Source organism: Pseudomonas sp. B3G-3 (assembly GCF_028640915.1).
GTDB classification, from domain to species: Bacteria; Pseudomonadota; Gammaproteobacteria; order Pseudomonadales; family Pseudomonadaceae; genus Aquipseudomonas; species Aquipseudomonas chlororaphis_I.
On record NZ_JAQZAB010000064.1, the window covers coordinates 172,149 to 189,687 of the forward strand.

13 protein-coding genes are annotated in these 17,539 nt (G+C 65.7%); 6 read left to right on the top strand and 7 right to left on the bottom strand.

The window, feature by feature from the left end; translation table 11 throughout:
• Nucleotides 1-3: 3 nt before the first annotated feature.
• Genes PVZ80_RS04735 through PVZ80_RS04750 form a run of 4 tightly spaced genes read right to left on the bottom strand, consistent with a single transcriptional unit; the run spans nt 4 to nt 4,225 of the window.
• Nucleotides 4-459: a hypothetical protein gene (locus tag PVZ80_RS04735; protein WP_016703975.1), complete on the bottom strand. Its 456-nt coding sequence runs from the start codon at nt 457-459 to the stop codon at nt 4-6.
• Entirely contained in the window at nt 449-1,792 is a 1,344-nt protein-coding gene (locus PVZ80_RS04740; RefSeq protein WP_135007128.1) for a phosphatase PAP2/dual specificity phosphatase family protein, read from the bottom strand. Before PVZ80_RS04740 ends, PVZ80_RS04735 begins: the two co-directional genes overlap by 11 nt.
• The gene (locus PVZ80_RS04745; protein ID WP_273863474.1) at nt 1,792-3,549 is read right to left on the bottom strand and encodes a bifunctional alpha/beta hydrolase/class I SAM-dependent methyltransferase; all 1,758 of its coding nucleotides are present in this window, start codon (nt 3,547-3,549) and stop codon (nt 1,792-1,794) included. Before PVZ80_RS04745 ends, PVZ80_RS04740 begins: the two co-directional genes overlap by 1 nt.
• Before the next feature lie 10 nt (nt 3,550-3,559).
• Nucleotides 3,560-4,225: a CDP-alcohol phosphatidyltransferase family protein gene (locus PVZ80_RS04750; protein WP_016703978.1), complete on the bottom strand. Its 666-nt coding sequence runs from the start codon at nt 4,223-4,225 to the stop codon at nt 3,560-3,562.
• 240 nt (nt 4,226-4,465) lie between these two features.
• Here PVZ80_RS04750 and hflK (PVZ80_RS04755) point away from each other — a divergent pair, with 240 nt between their 5' ends.
• The 5 genes from hflK (PVZ80_RS04755) (at nt 4,466) to cfaB (ending at nt 11,943) form a co-directional block, all read left to right on the top strand.
• Nucleotides 4,466-6,433: a protease modulator HflK gene (hflK, locus tag PVZ80_RS04755; protein WP_135007067.1), complete on the top strand. Its 1,968-nt coding sequence runs from the start codon at nt 4,466-4,468 to the stop codon at nt 6,431-6,433.
• Entirely contained in the window at nt 6,430-7,473 is a 1,044-nt protein-coding gene (gene hflC, locus PVZ80_RS04760) for a protease modulator HflC (RefSeq protein WP_028683618.1), read from the top strand. Before hflK (PVZ80_RS04755) ends, hflC begins: the two co-directional genes overlap by 4 nt.
• A complete protein-coding gene (hflK, locus tag PVZ80_RS04765; protein ID WP_257371774.1) occupies nt 7,470-8,528 on the top strand; it encodes a protease modulator HflK in 1,059 nt (352 codons plus the stop codon). The genes hflC and hflK (PVZ80_RS04765) overlap by 4 nt, the downstream gene beginning before the upstream one ends.
• A complete protein-coding gene (locus tag PVZ80_RS04770) occupies nt 8,525-10,429 on the top strand; it encodes a cation-translocating P-type ATPase (protein WP_110177304.1) in 1,905 nt (634 codons plus the stop codon). Before hflK (PVZ80_RS04765) ends, PVZ80_RS04770 begins: the two co-directional genes overlap by 4 nt.
• Before the next feature lie 326 nt (nt 10,430-10,755).
• Nucleotides 10,756-11,943 carry a C17 cyclopropane fatty acid synthase CfaB gene (gene cfaB, locus PVZ80_RS04775; protein WP_016703983.1) on the top strand — a complete coding sequence of 396 codons (1,188 nt, stop codon included), beginning with the start codon at nt 10,756-10,758 and terminating at the stop codon, nt 11,941-11,943.
• A 1-nt stretch (nt 11,944) separates the two neighbouring features.
• Here cfaB and cls read toward each other — a convergent pair whose 3' ends face one another.
• Nucleotides 11,945-13,384 carry a cardiolipin synthase gene (gene cls / locus PVZ80_RS04780; RefSeq protein ID WP_009051652.1) on the bottom strand — a complete coding sequence of 480 codons (1,440 nt, stop codon included), beginning with the start codon at nt 13,382-13,384 and terminating at the stop codon, nt 11,945-11,947.
• Nucleotides 13,385-13,621: 237 nt separating this feature from the next.
• On the opposite strand from cls, the gene PVZ80_RS04785 reads away from it, so the two are divergent.
• The gene (locus PVZ80_RS04785; protein ID WP_007927620.1) at nt 13,622-14,143 is read left to right on the top strand and encodes a DUF3617 domain-containing protein; all 522 of its coding nucleotides are present in this window, start codon (nt 13,622-13,624) and stop codon (nt 14,141-14,143) included.
• Nucleotides 14,144-14,250: 107 nt separating this feature from the next.
• Here the strand turns inward: PVZ80_RS04785 and thrS are convergent, their stop codons facing one another.
• Both thrS and PVZ80_RS04795 read right to left on the bottom strand, forming a co-directional pair.
• Nucleotides 14,251-16,149, bottom strand: coding sequence for a threonine--tRNA ligase (gene thrS, locus PVZ80_RS04790; protein ID WP_273863475.1), 1,899 nt, complete (start codon nt 16,147-16,149; stop codon nt 14,251-14,253).
• Nucleotides 16,150-16,200: 51 nt separating this feature from the next.
• Nucleotides 16,201-17,538: a dihydroorotase gene (locus PVZ80_RS04795; RefSeq protein ID WP_273863476.1), complete on the bottom strand. Its 1,338-nt coding sequence runs from the start codon at nt 17,536-17,538 to the stop codon at nt 16,201-16,203.
• Nucleotide 17,539: the final 1 nt, after the last annotated feature.

Genomic DNA, 17,539 nt, shown 5'->3' on the forward strand with positions numbered 1-17,539 from the left:
TCCTTATCCGGCGATGGCCAGCCAGGGGCTGGCCAGGATGAAGCCCAGTGTCAGCAGTACTTGCGCCGCCAGCAGCCAGGCCTGGCGACGCAACAGGTTGAGGGCGCCGCGGCTGCGTTGTTGCCACGGGCGGCCGCCGGCGGTCGCCGGTTGCAGGCCGAGGGCGCTCAGCGCCTGGTCCAGCGCGGCGCTGCGTTCGGCCAGCGGCAGCGGGCTGTCCGCCACTCGCTGGAACAACTCGGCATCGAAGGCCACCCGCAGCGCCCAGTACTTTTGCAGCACTCCCAGGAGCAGCAGGGCGACGCTCAGGGCAATGGCCCAGGGGGCGGACACGCCGAGCAACCATTGGCCGAGGCCAAGCAGGGCACCGAGCAGTGTCAGGCCTGTGGATAACAGGTCCAGCGAATGCCCGCGGCGCAACAGGCTCGCCACCGCATGCAGTTCCATATCAGTGGCCATGCACCTTCCCCTGGGCTGTGGATAAAGGCTCCAGGGCCCGGCGGTGCGCGGGTTGCAGGACGATCTGCGGGCGTGCGCGACGGATCTGCACGATGGCCGCATCGACGCTGGCGGCACGGCCTGTGTACAACAGCCAGGCGGCCACGGCGGTGGCACTGCGCGAATAGCCCAGGGCGCAGCAGACCAGCAGCGGCGCATGCTCGCGCAGGCTTTCGATGGCTTGCGCGGCCTCGCGGCATTGCGCGGTGGTGGGCGCGGTCAGGTCGAGCACCGGCACGCAGCGATAGGCCAGGTGGCGACCGTCCATGGACAGCTCGGCGCACAGGTCGACCACCGCGCTGAACGGACTGTCCTGCAGCTCGCCCGGGGTCGGCACGCGCCCGAGCCAGACGTTATCCACAACCTCGTCGGGCTGTGGATGCTTGCGTGTCCACAGCCGGGAATTGGTCCAGGCCGCCGCCAGGTAAGGCGCCAGCAGCCAGCGCGTGGCGTTGCTAAGGCGGCCGTCCGCGCCTTTCTGGAAACCCTTGGCGTCGAACAATCCGTAGTTCAGCGCCACCAGCAGAAGGGCCACGGCGGGCCACAGCAGCCACAGCCAGGTTGCGGCGAAGGCCAGGGCCGGCACGGCAAACAGCAGTGCCCCCAGGGCATAACGCAACGCCAGACGCCAGCGCTGGCGATCGCGAGCCAGGCGCAGGTTCTGCAGCATGCCGGGACGGTCCAGCGGCCACAGCCAGACGCACAGCCAACCGGCCAGGGCGCCTGTGGGCAGGTCGATAAAGTGGTGTTGATAAGTGGTCAGCACCGATACGCCGATCAGCGCGAACCAGCCGTGCACCAGCCAGCGCCAGGCGCCCTGGACATGCCGCGCATAGCAGACCCACAGCACCACCAGCAGCGCGATGTGCAGCGACGGCGCCTGGTTGAACGGCTTGTCGAAGCCGGCCAGCACGTCGAACAGCCAGCCGAACAGGCCATCCAGCTCCGGGCGCTGGAAGGTGAAGCGCAACGGCCAGAGCAGGAAGCAGCTGACCGCGATGACTTGCGCGGTCAACAGGCGCAAGGCGTGGCGCTTGAGTTCTTCGCGGCTGGTGGGCAGCAGCAGGGAAAAGCCGTACAGCAGGTCGATCGACCAGTAGGGCACGATGCTCCAGGCCCAGAACGGCATCTGCCGCTCCCAGTCGAACACCAGGCTGCCGACCTCGGCCCGTTGCGAAGTAACCCAGGTGGCGAAGCCGTAGGTGCCGAAAAACAGCGGCGCCAGCAGCAACAGCCAGAGCACCGCGGGTTTCAGCAGGCCGGGCTCACGGGTGTATGTCGCGGCGACCGTCATCATTGCACCCGCTGCGCCAGCGACACGCTGAAAATGCCCCACTGGTCGACGCGCAGGGTGATCCGGCGGAACCCCGCGGCTTCCACCAGTTGGTCCATCTCGGCCTGGGTCCGCCGGCGCATGACCCAGGCCTGCCCCGCGCGATGGCTGGTCAGGGCGCGGGCGATCAGCTCCAGCTGCGGGTGCCACGGCTGCCCGGTGTAGACCAGGTAACCGCCGGGCTCCACGGCGGCGGCCAGGCCCGCCAGGGAGTCGCTGACCATCTGGTTGTCGGCGAACAGCTCGTACAGGCCGGACACCACCGCCAGCGTCGGCTTGGGCTTCAGGGCTGCGAGGTCGTTGCGGTCGAAGGCGTCGGCCTTGACGAAGCGGGCAATCTGGCCCAGGCCTTTCTCGGCGATCAGCGCGCTGCCGTCGCGCACGTTGATGTCGCTGTAGTCGCGCAGCAGGATCGATTCCGGCAGCGGGCTGACGCCCTGCAAGGCTTCGAGAATGTAGCGCCCGTGGCCGGCGGCGATGTCGACGATGCGCACTTCGCGCTGCTGGGCGCGCAATTTCTCCATGGCCAGGCGCAGCAGTTCTTCCACATGCAGCTTGCGTTGGCGAATGCCGCGCCAGCCGATGGAGTCCAGGTAGTTGCGGTCGATCATCCGGCCCAGGGCCGAGGTGCCGGTCGCTTGGTTGCGGTACACGTAGTCCAGGGTGCTGCCGGAGTCGAAACCGGTGTCGAAGCCCAGCTTGACCCCGGCCGAGAGCTGGCTGCCCAGGCGCATGCTGGCGCGGGTCAGGCGCCAGTAGAGGTCGCGCAGGGAGTTGCGTGGCAGGGGCGCCGCCAGTGCCTCGGATTCGGCGCAGGTCAGGCCCAGGCGGTCGGCGTCGAGCAGGGAAGGGCGGTTCAGCGGCCGCGCGAAGTTCTGCAGGATGAACCGCCGGGCGCTGGCGACGGCCGGGGCCCGGGCCTTCTCGCCGAGGGTGTCGTGGAAGAAGCCCGGCAGGATGTGTTTTTCCTTGTGCAGGCTGCCCAGGCGCTCGAAGAACTGCTCCTGGGGCCGGCGATGGACGACGAAGTCGGCGCCGGAGATCAACAGCTGGGTCGGCACCTGGATCGCCTGGGCGTCGGCCACCACCCGTTCGGCAGCTTCGTACAGGCCGAGCAGCACGTTCACCGAGATCGCCTTGGTGATCAGTGGATCGCTGTCATAGGAGGCCACCCGCGCCGGGTCGTGGCTGAGGAAGCGCGCCTTGACGTAGCTGTTGACGAAAAAGTTGCCGCGAAACCGCCGCATCAGCGCCAGGCCCGGGCGGGCGAAAGGCACGTAGAGCTTGACCTTGAACGCCGGCGACGCCAGCACCAGGGCGCGGATGCGCGGTGCGTAGTCATGGACCCAGGTGGATGCGATCACCGCGCCGACGCTCTGGGCCACCACGGCCATGTGTTCTTCGTCGATGCCGTGGCTGGCCCGCAGGTGATCGCAGAAGGTCTGCACGTCGCGCACGCTGGTGGCGAAGCTCGGGCTGTCGCCCCGGGCGCCGGGCGACTGGCCATGGCCGCGGGCGTCCCAGGCGAAGAAATCGAAGGCCGGCAGGTCCAGTTCGTCCACCAGATGGGCGATGCGCGCGGAGTGTTCGTGGCCGCGGTGGAACAGCAGCACGGCCTGGCGCGGGCCGTCCGCGGGGGCGGCGGTGGCCGGCCAGTGGCGGTAGAACAGCTCGACGCCGTCGTGAGTGGTGAAGGTCTGGTGGAGAGCTTCGCGCATGGCAACTTCCTTATTCCGAGGGGGCGTTTTGCTGCACTTGTTGTGGTGCTTCTGGTTGTGGCACGTCTTGCTGTCGTGCTTCGAGCAGGCCCTGGCGAACCCGGTTGATCAAGGTGTAGACCAACAACGCGGCGACCACCGCCAGCAGGCCATTGATCCAGGCGGCGCTGAGCCAGCCCAGGGCGATGCCGGTGGCCAGCACGCCGAGTACGAACGCCCGGTCGCTCTTGCCCATGGGGCCGTCGTAGCGACGCGAGGCGCCGATCATCGGCCCGAGCACGCCGGCGTATTCGCTGAACAGCGCCAGCAGCGTCACCAGCAGGACCAGCGGCAGGCTGACGCCGGCAATCAGCGCGAAAGGCAGGATCAGCGCGCTGTCGGCAATCACATCGCACAATTCGTTGAGGTAGGCACCCAGGCGCGATTGCTGGCCGAATTCCCGGGCCAGCATGCCGTCGATGGCGTTCAGCGCCATGCGCAGGATCATCCACAGCGGGATCAGGATGAACAGCCAGAGGTGGTTGGCGAAACTGCCGATCAGGGCCCCCACCAGCACCGAAATCACCCCTGCCAGCACGGTGATCTGGTTGGCCGTGGTGCCGTTGTCGTACAGGCGCTGGACCCAAGGCCGCAGCAGATTCTGGAAGCGCGGTTTGAGCTGGTAGATGGAGAGCATGGCTGGACGTTTCCTTGTCACAAAGTGGGCCACGGATTATGGCCACAGATCTCGCGGGCTGGCATCAGCGCAGCAGCGGTTTTCCCCGGCTTTGTGACGCGCTCATGGCAAATAAAGGCATAGGTAAGCGACGAAAATTTCACTACTATCGTTATATCGTAACGATTTGTGACAAATACAGCGGCCTGCCGAAGAGTTATCCACAGGCCGGAACGGGTTAACGACCAGCGTTGGGGTGGTATGCAAGTCGATCTTGAGACTGAAGGGGCGGGGGTCGAAGCCTTGCCGAGGTTTCAGCGGGCGGCCTTTCACGAGCGCCGTCTGAAGCGTTGGGGCATCGGGCTGGCGGGGCTGGCCGGGGTGGGGTTGGTGCTGGCGTTTTTCGTCGACCTGTTTGCCCCGCAATCCTTGTGGCCGGCGTTGCTGGTCAATCTGGCGGCGGCTTTGCTGGTGCTGGTCGGCGGCCTGCAGGCGGCGGGCTGGGTCAGTGCCTGGCGCGCGGGTGTGTTGCGCGCGCCAGATGTGGCGCCGAGCCCGGAGCCGGTTGTGGACGAACCCTTGCCCGATGACGGCTGGTACGAACGCTTGCTGGACGGCATCAGCCAGCGTTGGTCCGGGCTGCTGGCGCAGATCGGCGCGCCGACCCTGTGGCTGGGTGGCTGGGCCTTGCTGGTGCTGTTGGTCATCGAGCAGGCGTGGAACCTGAGCCTGTCCGCCGCGGCCCTGGGCCTGGCGGGCAATGTCGGCGCGGTGCTGGCGCTGTTGCTGGCCTTCGGCTTGCTGGTGTTCGAGCGCCAGCTGAGCCAGGAACACCCCGGCGAATGGCCGGAAGCCGAGGCGCTGGCACAGTTGGCGCGAGTGGCGATCATCAGCCTGGTACTGGCCGCGCTGTGCCTGTTGTTCAGCAGCGACACGGCGCTCTGGCCGGTGCGCCTGGGCGTGTTGATCGGGGTATTGCCGGCGCTGGTGGCCCTGGAGTTCCTGCTGCGCGCGGTGCTGTCGTTGTTCAGCCCGCGGCGCGCGCAACTGGAACCGCGCATGTTGGCCCACAGCGTGATTGCCGATTTGTTGCGCTGGCCGCCGCAGCCTTTGCTGGCCTTGCAGCACGAATTGCACAACCGCTTCGGCATCGATCTGCGGCAGATCTGGGCCTTCACTTATATGCGCCGGGCGTTCCTGCCGGTACTGCTGGTGGTGCTCGGGGTGGGCTGGCTGCTCACCGGCCTGCATGAAGTGCCGTTGCAGGGGCGAGGTATCTACGAACGTTTCGGCAAGCCGGTGGCGGTCTTTGGCCCGGGTTTGCACGCGGGTCTGCCCTGGCCGCTGGGGCGGGTGCTGAGTGTGGAGAACGGCGTGGTGCATGAACTGGCCACCAGCGTCGGCGAGGCGCCTACCGTAGTCGAACCGGCATCCGCCGAAGGGCCGCCGCCATTGGTGGCCAACCGCTTGTGGGACGCCAGCCACGTGAACGACAAGTCCCAGGTGATCGCCAGCGGCAGTGCCGACAAACAGAGTTTCCAGATCGTCAACATGGATGTGCGCTTCGTCTATCGCATCGGCCTGAGCGATCAGGCGGCGCTGGCGGCGACCTACAACAGCGCCGACATTCCGATGCTGATCCGCAGCACCGCCAGCCGCATCCTGGTCCACGACTTTGCCTCGCGCACCCTCGATGGCCTGTTGGGCGAAGACCGTACCAACCTGGCCGAGGATATCGGCCGCGCGGTGCAGGCCGACCTGGAGAAGCTCGACAGCGGGGTGGAGATTCTCGCCACCGTGGTCGAAGCCATTCACCCGCCGGCGGGCGCCGCCAATGCTTATCACGGTGTCCAGGCCGCGCAGATCGGCGCCCAGGCGCTGATTTCACGCGAGCGCGGCGCGGCCAGCGAACAGACCAACCAGGCGCAGTTGCAGGCCAGCATTGCCCGCGACCAGGCCCAGGCCTCGGCCCATGAAGTGCAGGCCACGGCGCAAGCGGCCGACCTGCGTTTCTCCGCCGAGCAAAAGGCCTATGCCAGCGCCGGCCAGGCATTCGTTCTGGAGCAGTATTTGAGCCAGCTGAGCCAGGGCCTGCGCAACGCCAAGTTGCTGGTACTCGATCATCGCCTGGGCGGCGCCAACGCACCGACCCTCGACCTGCGTACATTCACTTTGCCAACCGAGCCTTCGGTGCCGGGTAACACCGCTCAGCCAGGAGCCGTCCATTGAGCCAGTCCCATTCCCACGATCATCAGGATCACGCCGGCCACGATCACGGCCACGGTGGTCATCACCACCACGGGCACCATCACCACCACGGCGCGCCGGAAGAGGCGGGGCCCTTTCCCTGGCGGCGCATGGCCTGGGCGCTGTTGCTGGTGCTGTTCGCCGTCGCTGCGGCGAGCCTGGTGCAAGTGCGTTCCGGCGAAGCCACGGTGATCACCCGTTTTGGCAACCCGGCGCGGGTGCTGCTGGAGCCGGGCCTCGGCTGGCGCTGGCCGGCACCGTTCGAGGCGGCGATCCCAGTGGACCTGCGCCTGCGCACCACGTCCAGCGGTTTGCAGGATGTCGGCACCCGCGACGGTCTGCGCATCATCGTCCAGGCCTATGTGGCGTGGCAGGTGCAGGGCGACCCGGACAACGTGAAGCGCTTTATGCGCGCGGTGCAGAACCAGCCGGACGAAGCGGCGCGGCAGATCCGTACCTTTGTCGGCTCGGCCCTGGAAACCACCGCCAGCAGTTTCGACCTGGCCAATCTGGTGAACACCGATGCGAGCAAGGTGCGCATCGCCGACTTCGAAGCCCAGTTGCGCAAACAGATCGAACAGCAATTGCTGAGTACCTATGGCGTGCGCGTGCTGCAAGTCGGCGTGGAACGCCTGACCCTACCCTCGGTGACCCTGACCGCCACCGTCGACCGTATGCGCGCCGAGCGTGAAACCATCGCCACCGAACGCACGGCCATCGGCAAGCGCGAAGCGGCGCAAATCCGTTCCGCCGCCGAGCGCGATGCGCGCATCGTCCAGGCCGACGCCACGGTGAAGGCCGCGGATATCGAAGCGCAATCCCGGGTGCAGGCGGCGGAGATTTATGGCCGCGCTTATGCCGGTTCGCCGCAGCTGTACAACCTGCTGCGTTCGCTGGACACCTTGGGCACGGTGGTGACCCCGGGCACCAAGCTGATTCTGCGCACCGATGCCGCACCGTTCCGGGTGCTGGTGGACGGGCCGCCGACCCTCGGCAATAAAGCCGCCGGGTCGCAACCATGAGTTTGGTTCCACGTGGAACACATGAACTTGGCAGCCCGTGGATTCAGGCCGGTCGCCTGGCGTTTCTCGCCCTGTATGCGGTGACCGTGCTGGCGGCACTGGCCTGGGCGTTTTCCAATGTGCGGCAGATCGATCCACAGAACCGTGCGGTGGTCCTGCATTTCGGCGCTCTGGATCGCATTCAGAACGCTGGATTGTTGCTGGCCTGGCCGAAACCGTTCGAACAGGTGGTGCTGTTGCCCGCCGCGGACCGGGTGATCGAGCGCCGGGTGGAAAGCCTGCTGCGTTCCGATGCGGCCCTAAAGGGTGACAAGGTGGCGAGTTTCGCCGTACCGCTGAGCGATGCCCTGGCCGGTTCCGGTTATTTGCTGACCGGCGACGCCGGGGTGGTGCAGCTGGATGTGCGGGTGTTCTACAAGGTCACCGAGCCCTATGCCTTCGTGTTGCAGGGCGAACATGTGTTGCCGGCGCTGGATCGGCTGGTGACCCGCAGTGCCCTGGCCCTGACCGCCGCCCGCGATCTCGACACGATATTGGTGGCGCGTCCGGAACTGATCGGGGCCGACAATCAGGCCGCCGAGCGTCGCGAACGGTTGCGTGGCGATCTGGTGCAAGGTATCAACCAACGGCTGGCGGATCTGGCGGCGACCGGGCAGGGGATCGGCATCGAGGTGACCCGGGTCGACGTCCAGTCCAGTTTGCCGGGGCCGGCGGTCAGCGCCTTCAACGCGGTGCTGACCGCCAGCCAGCAAGCCGACAAGGCGGTGGCCAACGCCCGCACCGACGCCGAAAAGCTCACGCAAACCGCCAACGAACAGGCCGACCGTACCTTGCAGGTGGCGCACGCCCAGGCCGGTGAACGCCTGGCCAAGGCCCAGGCCGACACCGCGACCATCCAGAGCCTGGCCCAGGCGCAACGCAATGGCACCGACCCGGAAATGCTCCTGCGCATCTACCGCGAACGCCTGCCGAAGATTCTCGGTCAGGCCGGCTCGGTGACCACGGTCAATCCCAAAGACGATTCCCGCCTGATCATTCAGGGAGCCCAACCATGACTGCTCACACCCATGCCGCCGCGCCGGCGAGCATGCTGACTTCCGCCGAACAACGCAGCGCCGCGCGCCAGCTGACCCTGGCCATGCTGGCCTTGGGGCTGCTCGGCCTGGGCCTGGTCTGGCGCTGGCTGGCCCCGGAACAGACCGGCGTCAGCCAGTTGCTGCTGGGTTTTGCCTCGTTGCTGGTGGCGCTGCCGGTGATGCGTTCGGCCTGGTACAGCCTGCGTTACCCGAGCCTGCACGGCATTACCGACCAGTTGATCGCCCTGGCCATGCTCGGCGCCTGGGCCACCGGCGACCTGCTGACCGCGGCGCTGTTGCCGATCATCATGATCTTCGGCCACGTGCTGGAAGAGCGCAGCGTCATCGGTTCCCAGGAAGCCATTCATGCCCTGGGCCGTTTGACCCGCAGCCATGCGCGGCTGGTGCAGGCCGACGGCAGCATTGGCGAGGTGGACAACGCCACGCTCAAGGCCGGCGATATCGTCGAGGTGCGCGCCGGCGACCGGGTGCCCGCCGACGGCCTGGTGCTGTCCGGGCAAGCCAGCCTTGACACTGCGCCGATCACCGGCGAGTCGGTGCCGTTGGAGGCCGATGTCGGTATGCAGGTGTTCGGCGGGGCGATCAATCTCGACGGCCTGTTGCGCCTGGAAGTGACCCGCACTGGCCACGAATCGACCCTGGGCAAGGTCATCGCGCTGATGCAAAGCGCCGAGCGCTCCAAGCCGCCGATCACCCGGTTGCTCGAACGTTACGCCGGCAGCTACATGGTGCTGGTGTTGCTGCTGGCAGCGGTGACCTGGTTCATCACCAACGATGCCCAGGCGATGCTCGCGGTGCTGGTGGCGGCCTGTCCCTGCGCCCTGGTGCTGTCCGCGCCGGCCACGGCGATTGCCGGGATCGCCGTGGCAGCGCGTCATGGCATCCTGATTCGCAGCTCGGCGTTCCTCGAGGAGCTGGCGGACCTGACCTCGCTGGTGGTGGACAAGACCGGCACCCTGACGTTTGGCACCTTGCGCCTGCAATCCATCGACAGCCCGCGGGAAGATCGCCAGGCCTTGTTGAACCTCGCGGCCAGCCTCGGTTCGGCCAGCAGCCACCCGGTCAGCCGCGCGCTGGCCGGGTTGGTGGCCCAGGAGCATTTCCTGGTGTTGTCGGATATTCACGAGCGCCAGGGCCTCGGCGTGGTGGCGCAGACCGAGCAGGGCGAAGCGGCCCTGGGGCGTCCCGAGTTGTTCAGTCAACTCGGCATCGCCACCACCGCGGTACCGGAACATGACGGACCGATTGCCGGGCTGGCGTTGAACGGCGAATTTCTCGCCTGGCTATTGCTGGCCGACAGCGTCAAGCCGGAGGCGCGTTTTGCCCTCGACGAACTGCGTGAACTGGGGCTGGGCCGCCAGCTGTTGCTGACCGGTGACCGCCAGAGTGTCGCCGACAGCCTGGCGCGGGATGTTGGCATCGGCGATGTCGAAGCCCAGGCGCTGCCGGAAGACAAACTCAAACGCGTGCTGGGGGAAATCGACAGCGGTTTCCGGCCGATGGTGGTGGGCGACGGGATCAACGATTCCCTGGCGCTCAAGGCTGGCGTGGTCGGCGTGGCCATGGGCGCAGGCGGAGCGGACATCGCCCTGGCCTCGGCCGATATCGTGCTGATCGGCAGCGACCTGCGGCGCCTCGGCACCTGTGTGCGCCTGAGCCGCCAGTGCCGCCAGACCCTGCAAGTCAATGTGATCATCGGCCTGGGCTGGACCCTGGCCATCGTCGCCTTCGCCGCGTTCGGCTGGCTCGGCGCGGCGGGGGCGATGATTGCGGCGGTGCTGCATAACCTCAGCACCTTGCTGGTGCTGGGCAACGCCGGGCGTTTGTTGCGTTTCCAGGAGCCGTTGCTCAAGTTGTAGAGGCGGAAAATGGCGGCGCTGAGGGAGCGCCGCTTGTGGCTGTTGCCCCTCGAGCCGCGACCGGCTGCTTCTATATATAGAGAGGAGGGCCAGGGTATGAAGCGCGGGCATGAGCGTCTGCAGCTAGACTTGAAACCAGGTCGAACTGTGGGCCCGCCTGGCGGTCATCTGTGAAGAGGGCCCAGCCCCCGGGACGGTCGGCTGGCTGTTCACCAGGGATTGTTGCAATGCCGGCACTGATGAATTTCAGCTATCAGATCGATAGCCTGCTATTTTTTCAGTATGGTCTAACCTCACTCAGACGTCTGAAACAAGGGGGATAATCCATGCTCGCGCAACTTCCACCGGCCTTACAGAATCTGCAACTACCGCTACGCCTGCGGCTCTGGGACGGCCATGAATTCAACCTGGGGCCGGCGCCCAGCGTCACCATTGTGGTCAAGGACCCGCAACTGGTCACCCAGCTCACCCATCCCACTCTCGACGCGCTGGGGGCGGCGTTCGTCGAGGGCAAACTTGAACTGGAAGGCTCGATCAGCGAAGTCATCCGGGTTTGCGATGAGCTGACCCAGGCGCTGCTGGACGGCGATGAACAAGTGCTGCCGGTACGCTCCCTGCACGACAAGGCCACCGACGCGGCCGCTATCTCTTACCACTACGACCTTTCCAACGAGTTCTACCAGCTGTGGCTCGACAGCGACATGGCCTATTCCTGTGCCTATTTCGAGACCGGCAGTGAAAGCCTGGAACAGGCCCAGCAAGCCAAATTCCGCCACCTGTGCCGCAAGTTGCGCTTGCAGCCCGGCGAGTACCTGCTGGACGTCGGTTGTGGCTGGGGCGGGCTGGCGCGTTACGCGGCGCGGGAATTCGGGGCCAAGGTATTCGGTATCACCCTGAGCAAGGAACAACTGGCACTGGCCAAGGAGCGGGTGATCGCCGAAGGCTTGCAGGACCAGGTGGAACTGCAACTGCTGGACTACCGCGACCTGCCCCAGGACGGCCGCTTCGACAAGGTGGTGAGTGTCGGCATGTTCGAGCACGTGGGCCACGCCAACCTGGCGCAGTACTGCAAGACGCTGTTCGGCGCGGTGCGCGAAGGCGGGCTGGTGATGAACCACGGGATCACCGCCAAGCACACCGATGGACGTCCTGTGGGCCGTGGGGCCGGCGACTTCATCGAGAAGTACGTGTTCCCCAACGGCGAGCTGCCGCACCTGGCGATGATCTCGGCCGAGATCAGCGAAGCGGGGCTGGAGATCGTCGACGTGGAAAGCCTGCGCCTGCATTACGCCCGCACCCTGGACCACTGGAGCGAGCGCCTGGAAGACAACCTGGAAGCCGCCTCCCGGCTGGTGCCGGAACAGGTCCTGCGCATCTGGCGCCTGTACCTGGCCGGCTGCGCCTATGCCTTCGCCCGCGGCTGGATCAACCTGCACCAGATTCTCGCGGTCAAGGCTCACGCCGATGGCAGTCATGAACTGCCCTGGACTCGCGACGACTTGTATTACTCGTGAGTTAAAGGATCGGTGAAATAAGCCGGGCTACCCGCATGCCAAGCTGTTGCAGGCGGTGGGTTTCCCGGCTTTCTTCTTTGGCGATTTCGCGCGAGCGTTCGAAGTCGAGGTTGAGCATCTGTTCCACCTCCCTGGCGAAGGCTTCGTCCACGGTCAGCAACATCACCTCGAAATTCAGACGGAACGAGCGGTTGTCCAGGTTGGCGCTGCCGATCGCGCTGATTTCGCTGTCGATCAGCACCACTTTCTGGTGCAGGAAACCCGGCTGATAACGGAACACCCGCACCCCGGCGCGTACCGCTTCGAAGGCGTACAGGCTGGACGCGGCGTAGACGATCCGATGGTCCGCGCGCGACGGCAGCAGGATCCGCACGTCCACCCCGCGCAGGACGGCCAGGCGCAGGGCGGAAAACACTGCTTCGTCGGGGACGAAATAGGGGCTGGTGATCCAGATCCGTTCGGTCGCCGCGTGGATGGCTTCGACGAAGAACAGCGAGCAGGTTTCGTAAGGGTCCGCCGGGCCGCTGGCCAGCACCTGGCACAGCACGCCGTCGTCGGGGTAAGTGTCCGGCAGGATCAGCGGCGGCAGTTGCCGCGAGGCCCAGAACCAGTCTTCGGCGAAGGATTCCTGCAGGCAGGCCACCACCGGGCCGCTGACCGAAACATGAGTGTCGCGCCAGGGCGCCAATGGCGGTTTTTTCCCCAGGTATTCGTCGCCGACGTTATGCCCGCCGACAAACCCCAGCAGGCCATCCACCACCACAATCTTGCGGTGGTTGCGGAAGTTGATCTGGAAGCGATTGAGCCAGCCGCTGCGGGTGGCGAAGGCATGTACCTGGATGCCGGCATCGCGCAGTGGTTGCACATAGGAGTGGGGCAGGGAATGGCTGCCGATGCGGTCGTAGAGCAGGTGGATCGCCACGCCTTCGCTAGCCTTTTTCAACAGCAGGTTTTGCAGGCGTCGGCCAAGGTCGTCGTCGTGGATGATGAAGAACTGGATCAGCACTGCCGTGCGGGCGCGCTCGATGGCCTGGAAAATCGCGGCGAAGGTGGCATCGCCGTTGACCAGCAGCTGTACATGGTTGCTGGCCAGGCAGGGCATGCGTCCCAGCTTGGGCATGGCCCGCAGCGAGGTGTAGGCGGCCGAGGCGCGGGCACTCAGGGCCTCCTCGACCCAGGGGCGCCAGTTCAGCTCGTTGATCGCCTTGCGCATCTCCAGGTTGGCCTGGCGCCGGGCCTTGATATAGGCATCGAAGGTGCTGCGGCCGAATACCAGATAGGGAATCAGGGTCAGGTACGGCATGAACAGCAGCGACAGGGCCCAGGCGATGGAGCCTTGGGCGGTCCTGACGGTCAACACGGCGTGGATGGCGGCGATCAGGCCGAGAATGTGCAGGGTGGCAATCAGATAGCCAAAGATGTGCGGGCCAAAATAATCCATGGGGCAGCCTTGCTCCTGAAGATTCAATGCTTAGGGGCTGTACGAAAAGTGGCTGCGCGCTGGGCGCTGTCGACGCTACGCAGGCCTGGTGCGAAAACAGGCTCGACCTTCGCTCGCCGACTTTTCATGCAGACCTTAACAGACCATGTTCCACAGCGATTGTCGCTAATTAATTCGCCATGCAACGCCGCTGCATTTTTGGCGTCTAACGGGCCACTACTGTCTAGGAGTCATTCGATGAAGCTTCGTCTACTGGGTTTGGCCATGGCTGCCGTTGTCTCGCTTCCGTTGGCCGCGCAGGCCCAGATGCTGCAACCGGGCCTGTGGGAACTGACCACCAGCAACATGAAGGTCGATGACCAGAGCCTGCCGGATCTGTCGTTGATTCTCGGCCAGTTGCAACAACAGCTGACCCCCGAGCAACGGGCGCAGCTGGAGAAGCAGGGCGTGACCATGGGCGGCAAGGGCATCCGCGTGTGCCTGACGCCGGAGCAGGTGAAGTCCGACACCATTCCGCTGCAAGACCCGCAATCGGGCTGCCGCCAGGAGGTCACCGACCGTACTTCCAACCAATGGAAATTCCGCTTCAGCTGCCCGAAAGCCCAGGGCTCGGGCGTGGCGAAATTCCTCAGCGATCGCGAGTTCACCACCAACGTCATCGGCACCTTCAATGCCACCGGCTTCCAGCAGAAGGGCAGCATGGACACCCGCGCGGTATGGCTGGGGCAGGATTGCGGGACTGTTAAACCAAGGGCTTAAAAGCATCGCGGGCAAGTCGGATCTGCGGGCGTTCATACCTTTCATGAACGCCCGCAGTTCTGTAGGAGCGGAGCTTGCCCGCGATAGCGTCCGCCCAGGCGCTGCCGCTACAACGCCGAGCGCATCCGCTCGGCCACCTCGCTCACTGGCCACCGCCCCAGATCCTCGCCATGGCGGCTGCGCAAACTGACAAATCCCCCATCCTTTTCCTTGTCGCCCACCACCAGCAGGTACGGCACCTTTTGCAGGCTGTGTTCGCGGATCTTGTAGCTGATCTTCTCGTTGCGCAGGTCGGCGCCGATCCGCAAACCCTGGCGCTGCAGGGTGTCGGCCACCGATCGGGCGTAGTCCGCCTGGCCTTCGCTGATGGTGATCACCACCGCCTGCCGTGGCGCGAGCCAGCACGGCAGGGCGCCGCTGTAATGCTCGATGAGGATGCCGATAAAACGTTCCAGGGAACCGAACAGCGCACGGTGCAGCATCACCGGGCGCTGACGTTCGCCGTGCTCGTCGATGTAGCTGATATCGAAACGTTCCGGCAGGTTGAGGTCGACCTGCAGGGTGCCGCATTGCCAATCGCGGCCGATGGCATCGCGTAGCACGAACTCCAGTTTCGGGCCGTAGAACGCGCCTTCGCCGGGGTTGATCCGGTAGTCGATCGCCATGGTTTCCAGGGCGCCGGACAAGGCACCTTCCAGCTGGTCCCACACTGCGTCGCTGCCGATGCGATGGGCTGGCCGGGTGGAGAGCTTGACCGCGACCTCGTGGAAGCCGAAGTCGCGATAGATGTCGAACACCAGGGCGATGGTGCTCTCGCATTCCGCCTGCATTTGCGCCGGGGTGCAGAAGATGTGTGCGTCGTCCTGGGTGAAGTGGCGCACCCGCAGCAACCCGTGCAACGCACCGGAGGGTTCGTAGCGATGCACCTTGCCGAACTCGGCGATGCGCAGCGGCAGGTCGCGGTAGCTTTTCAGGCCACGGCTGAAGATCGACACCGCGCCGGGGCAGTTCATCGGCTTGAGGGCGAACACCCGCTGGTCCTCGGTGGTGGTGCTGAACATGTGGTCGCGATAGTTCTGCCAGTGCCCGGAGGTTTCCCAGAGGCTGCGGTCCATCACGTCCGGGGTATTCACTTCCTGATAACCGGCCTGATCCTGGCGCTGGCGCATGTAGCCGATCAGTTGCTGGAACAGGGTCCAGCCCTTGGCGTGCCAGAACACCGAGCCCGGCGCGCAGTCGTCGAAATGGAACAGGTCCAGTTGCTGCCCAAGCTTGCGGTGGTCGCGCTTGCCGGCTTCTTCCAGGCGGGTCAGGTAATCCTTGAGGTCTTTCGGCGTAGCCCAGCAAGTGCCGTAGATCCGTTGCAGCGGCGCGTTCTTGGCATCGCCGCGCCAGTAGGCGCCGGCCACCTTGGTCAGCTTGAACGCCTGCAAGATTCCAGTGAACGGCACGTGTGGGCCCCGGCACAGGTCTTCGAAATCGCCCTGGCGGTACAGCGACAGGACCTGGTCTTGCGGGATGTCGCGGATCAGTTCGGCCTTGTAGTGCTCGCCGAGGTTGCCGAAGTATTCCAGGGCGTCGTCACGGGACAGCTCGCGTCGGCGCACCGCATGGTTGGTCGCGGCCAGCCGGGTCATGCGCGCTTCGATGCGCTCCAGGTCGTCGGGGGTGAAGGGCCGTTCGTAGGCAAAGTCGTAAAAGAAGCCGTCCTCGATCACCGGGCCGATGGTGACCTGGGCCGAGGGGTACAACTCCTTCACCGCCATGGCCAGCAGATGCGCGCAGGAGTGGCGCAGGACCTCCAGGCCTTCGGGCTCGCGGGCGGTGACGATGCTGACCCGGGCATCGCCCTCGAGCACAAAGGAGCAATCCACCAGTTGATCGTTCACCCGGCCGGCGACGGCCGCCCTGGCCAGGCCGAGGCCGATGCTCGCGGCCACCTCGTACACGGAAAGCGGCTGGTCGTACTCGCGTTGCGAGCCGTCGGGCAGGGTGATGTGAATCATCGGGTGTTCCTTGGTGTTCCTTGGTGTTTCAGGGGGATTCGGGGAAAGGGCTCAGCGGGTAAAACGCAGCGGCAAACCCTGGCAGTTGTCGTACAGGCGCCCGGCGTGCCAGGCCAGTTGCCCCGACACCAGGGTGGTAGCAACGCTGTGCCGGAAATGCCGTTCGGCGAAGGGCGTCCAGCCGCATTGGGCGAGGATCGGCTGCTGGGCCACGGCGATGCCCTCGGGTTCGGGCCTGATCAGCACCAGGTCGGCCCAGTAACCCTCGCGCAGGTAGCCACGGTCGGGAATGGCGAACAGGTCGGCGACCCGGTGGCTGGTTTTCGCCACCAGGGTGGTGATGGGCAGCACGCCGTCGGCCACCAGTTCCAGCAGGGCGGGCAGGGCGTGTTGCACCAGCGGCAGCCCGGCAGGTGCCTGGCGGTAGGGCAGTTGTTTCTGCGCCCAGGTATGCGGCGCGTGATCGCTGCCGATCACATCCAGGCGGTTACCGAGCAGAGCCTGGCGCAGGGCGTCGCGATCGGCGCGGGTCTTGATCGCCGGGTTGCATTTGATCAGGTGTCCGAGGCGCGCGTAGTCACGGTCATCGAACAGCAGATGGTGCAGGCAGACTTCGGCGGTGATGCGCTTTTGCGCCAGCGGCTTGTCTTCGAACAGCCCCAGCTCGCGGGCAGTGGTCAGGTGCAAGACATGCAGGCGAGTGCCATGCCGCCTGGCCAGGTCCACGGCCAGCGACGAGGAGCGGTAGCAGGCTTCGGCATCGCGGATCAGGGAGTGGGCCACGGCGGGAATCGCTTCGCCGAAACGCTCCTGCATGCGCCGCTCGTTGGCCTGGATGCTGGGCGTGTGTTCGCAGTGCGCCAGGAGAAGGGTCGGCACCTCGGCGAACAAGCGCTCCAGGACCTGCGGATCGTCCACCAGCATGTTGCCGGTGGAGGCGCCCATGAACACTTTGACCCCGGCCACCAGGCACGGGTCGAGGGCGGCGACTGTGTCGAGGTTGTCGCGGCTGACGCCGAAGTGAAAGCCAAAGTTCGCCACTGAATTGATGGCCGCGCGGCGTTTCTTGTCCTCCAGCGCGGCCAGGGTCAGGGTCGCGGGCTGGGTGTTGGGCATGTCCATGAAGCTGGTGATGCCACCCGCCACGGCCGCCCGCGACTCGCTGTAGAAGCTGCCTTTCTCCGGCGCGCCGGGATCGCGGAAATGCACCTGGTCGTCGATCATGCCCGGCACCAGCCACTGGCCCTGGGCATCGATCTCGGTGCGGGCATTCTCGCCTTCGATGCTGCTGGCGATCTTCACGATGCGCCCATGGTCCACCAGCAGGTCGGCGTCGAACTCGCGTCCTTCATTGACCAGCCGGGCGTTGCGAATCAGCACGCTGCTCATG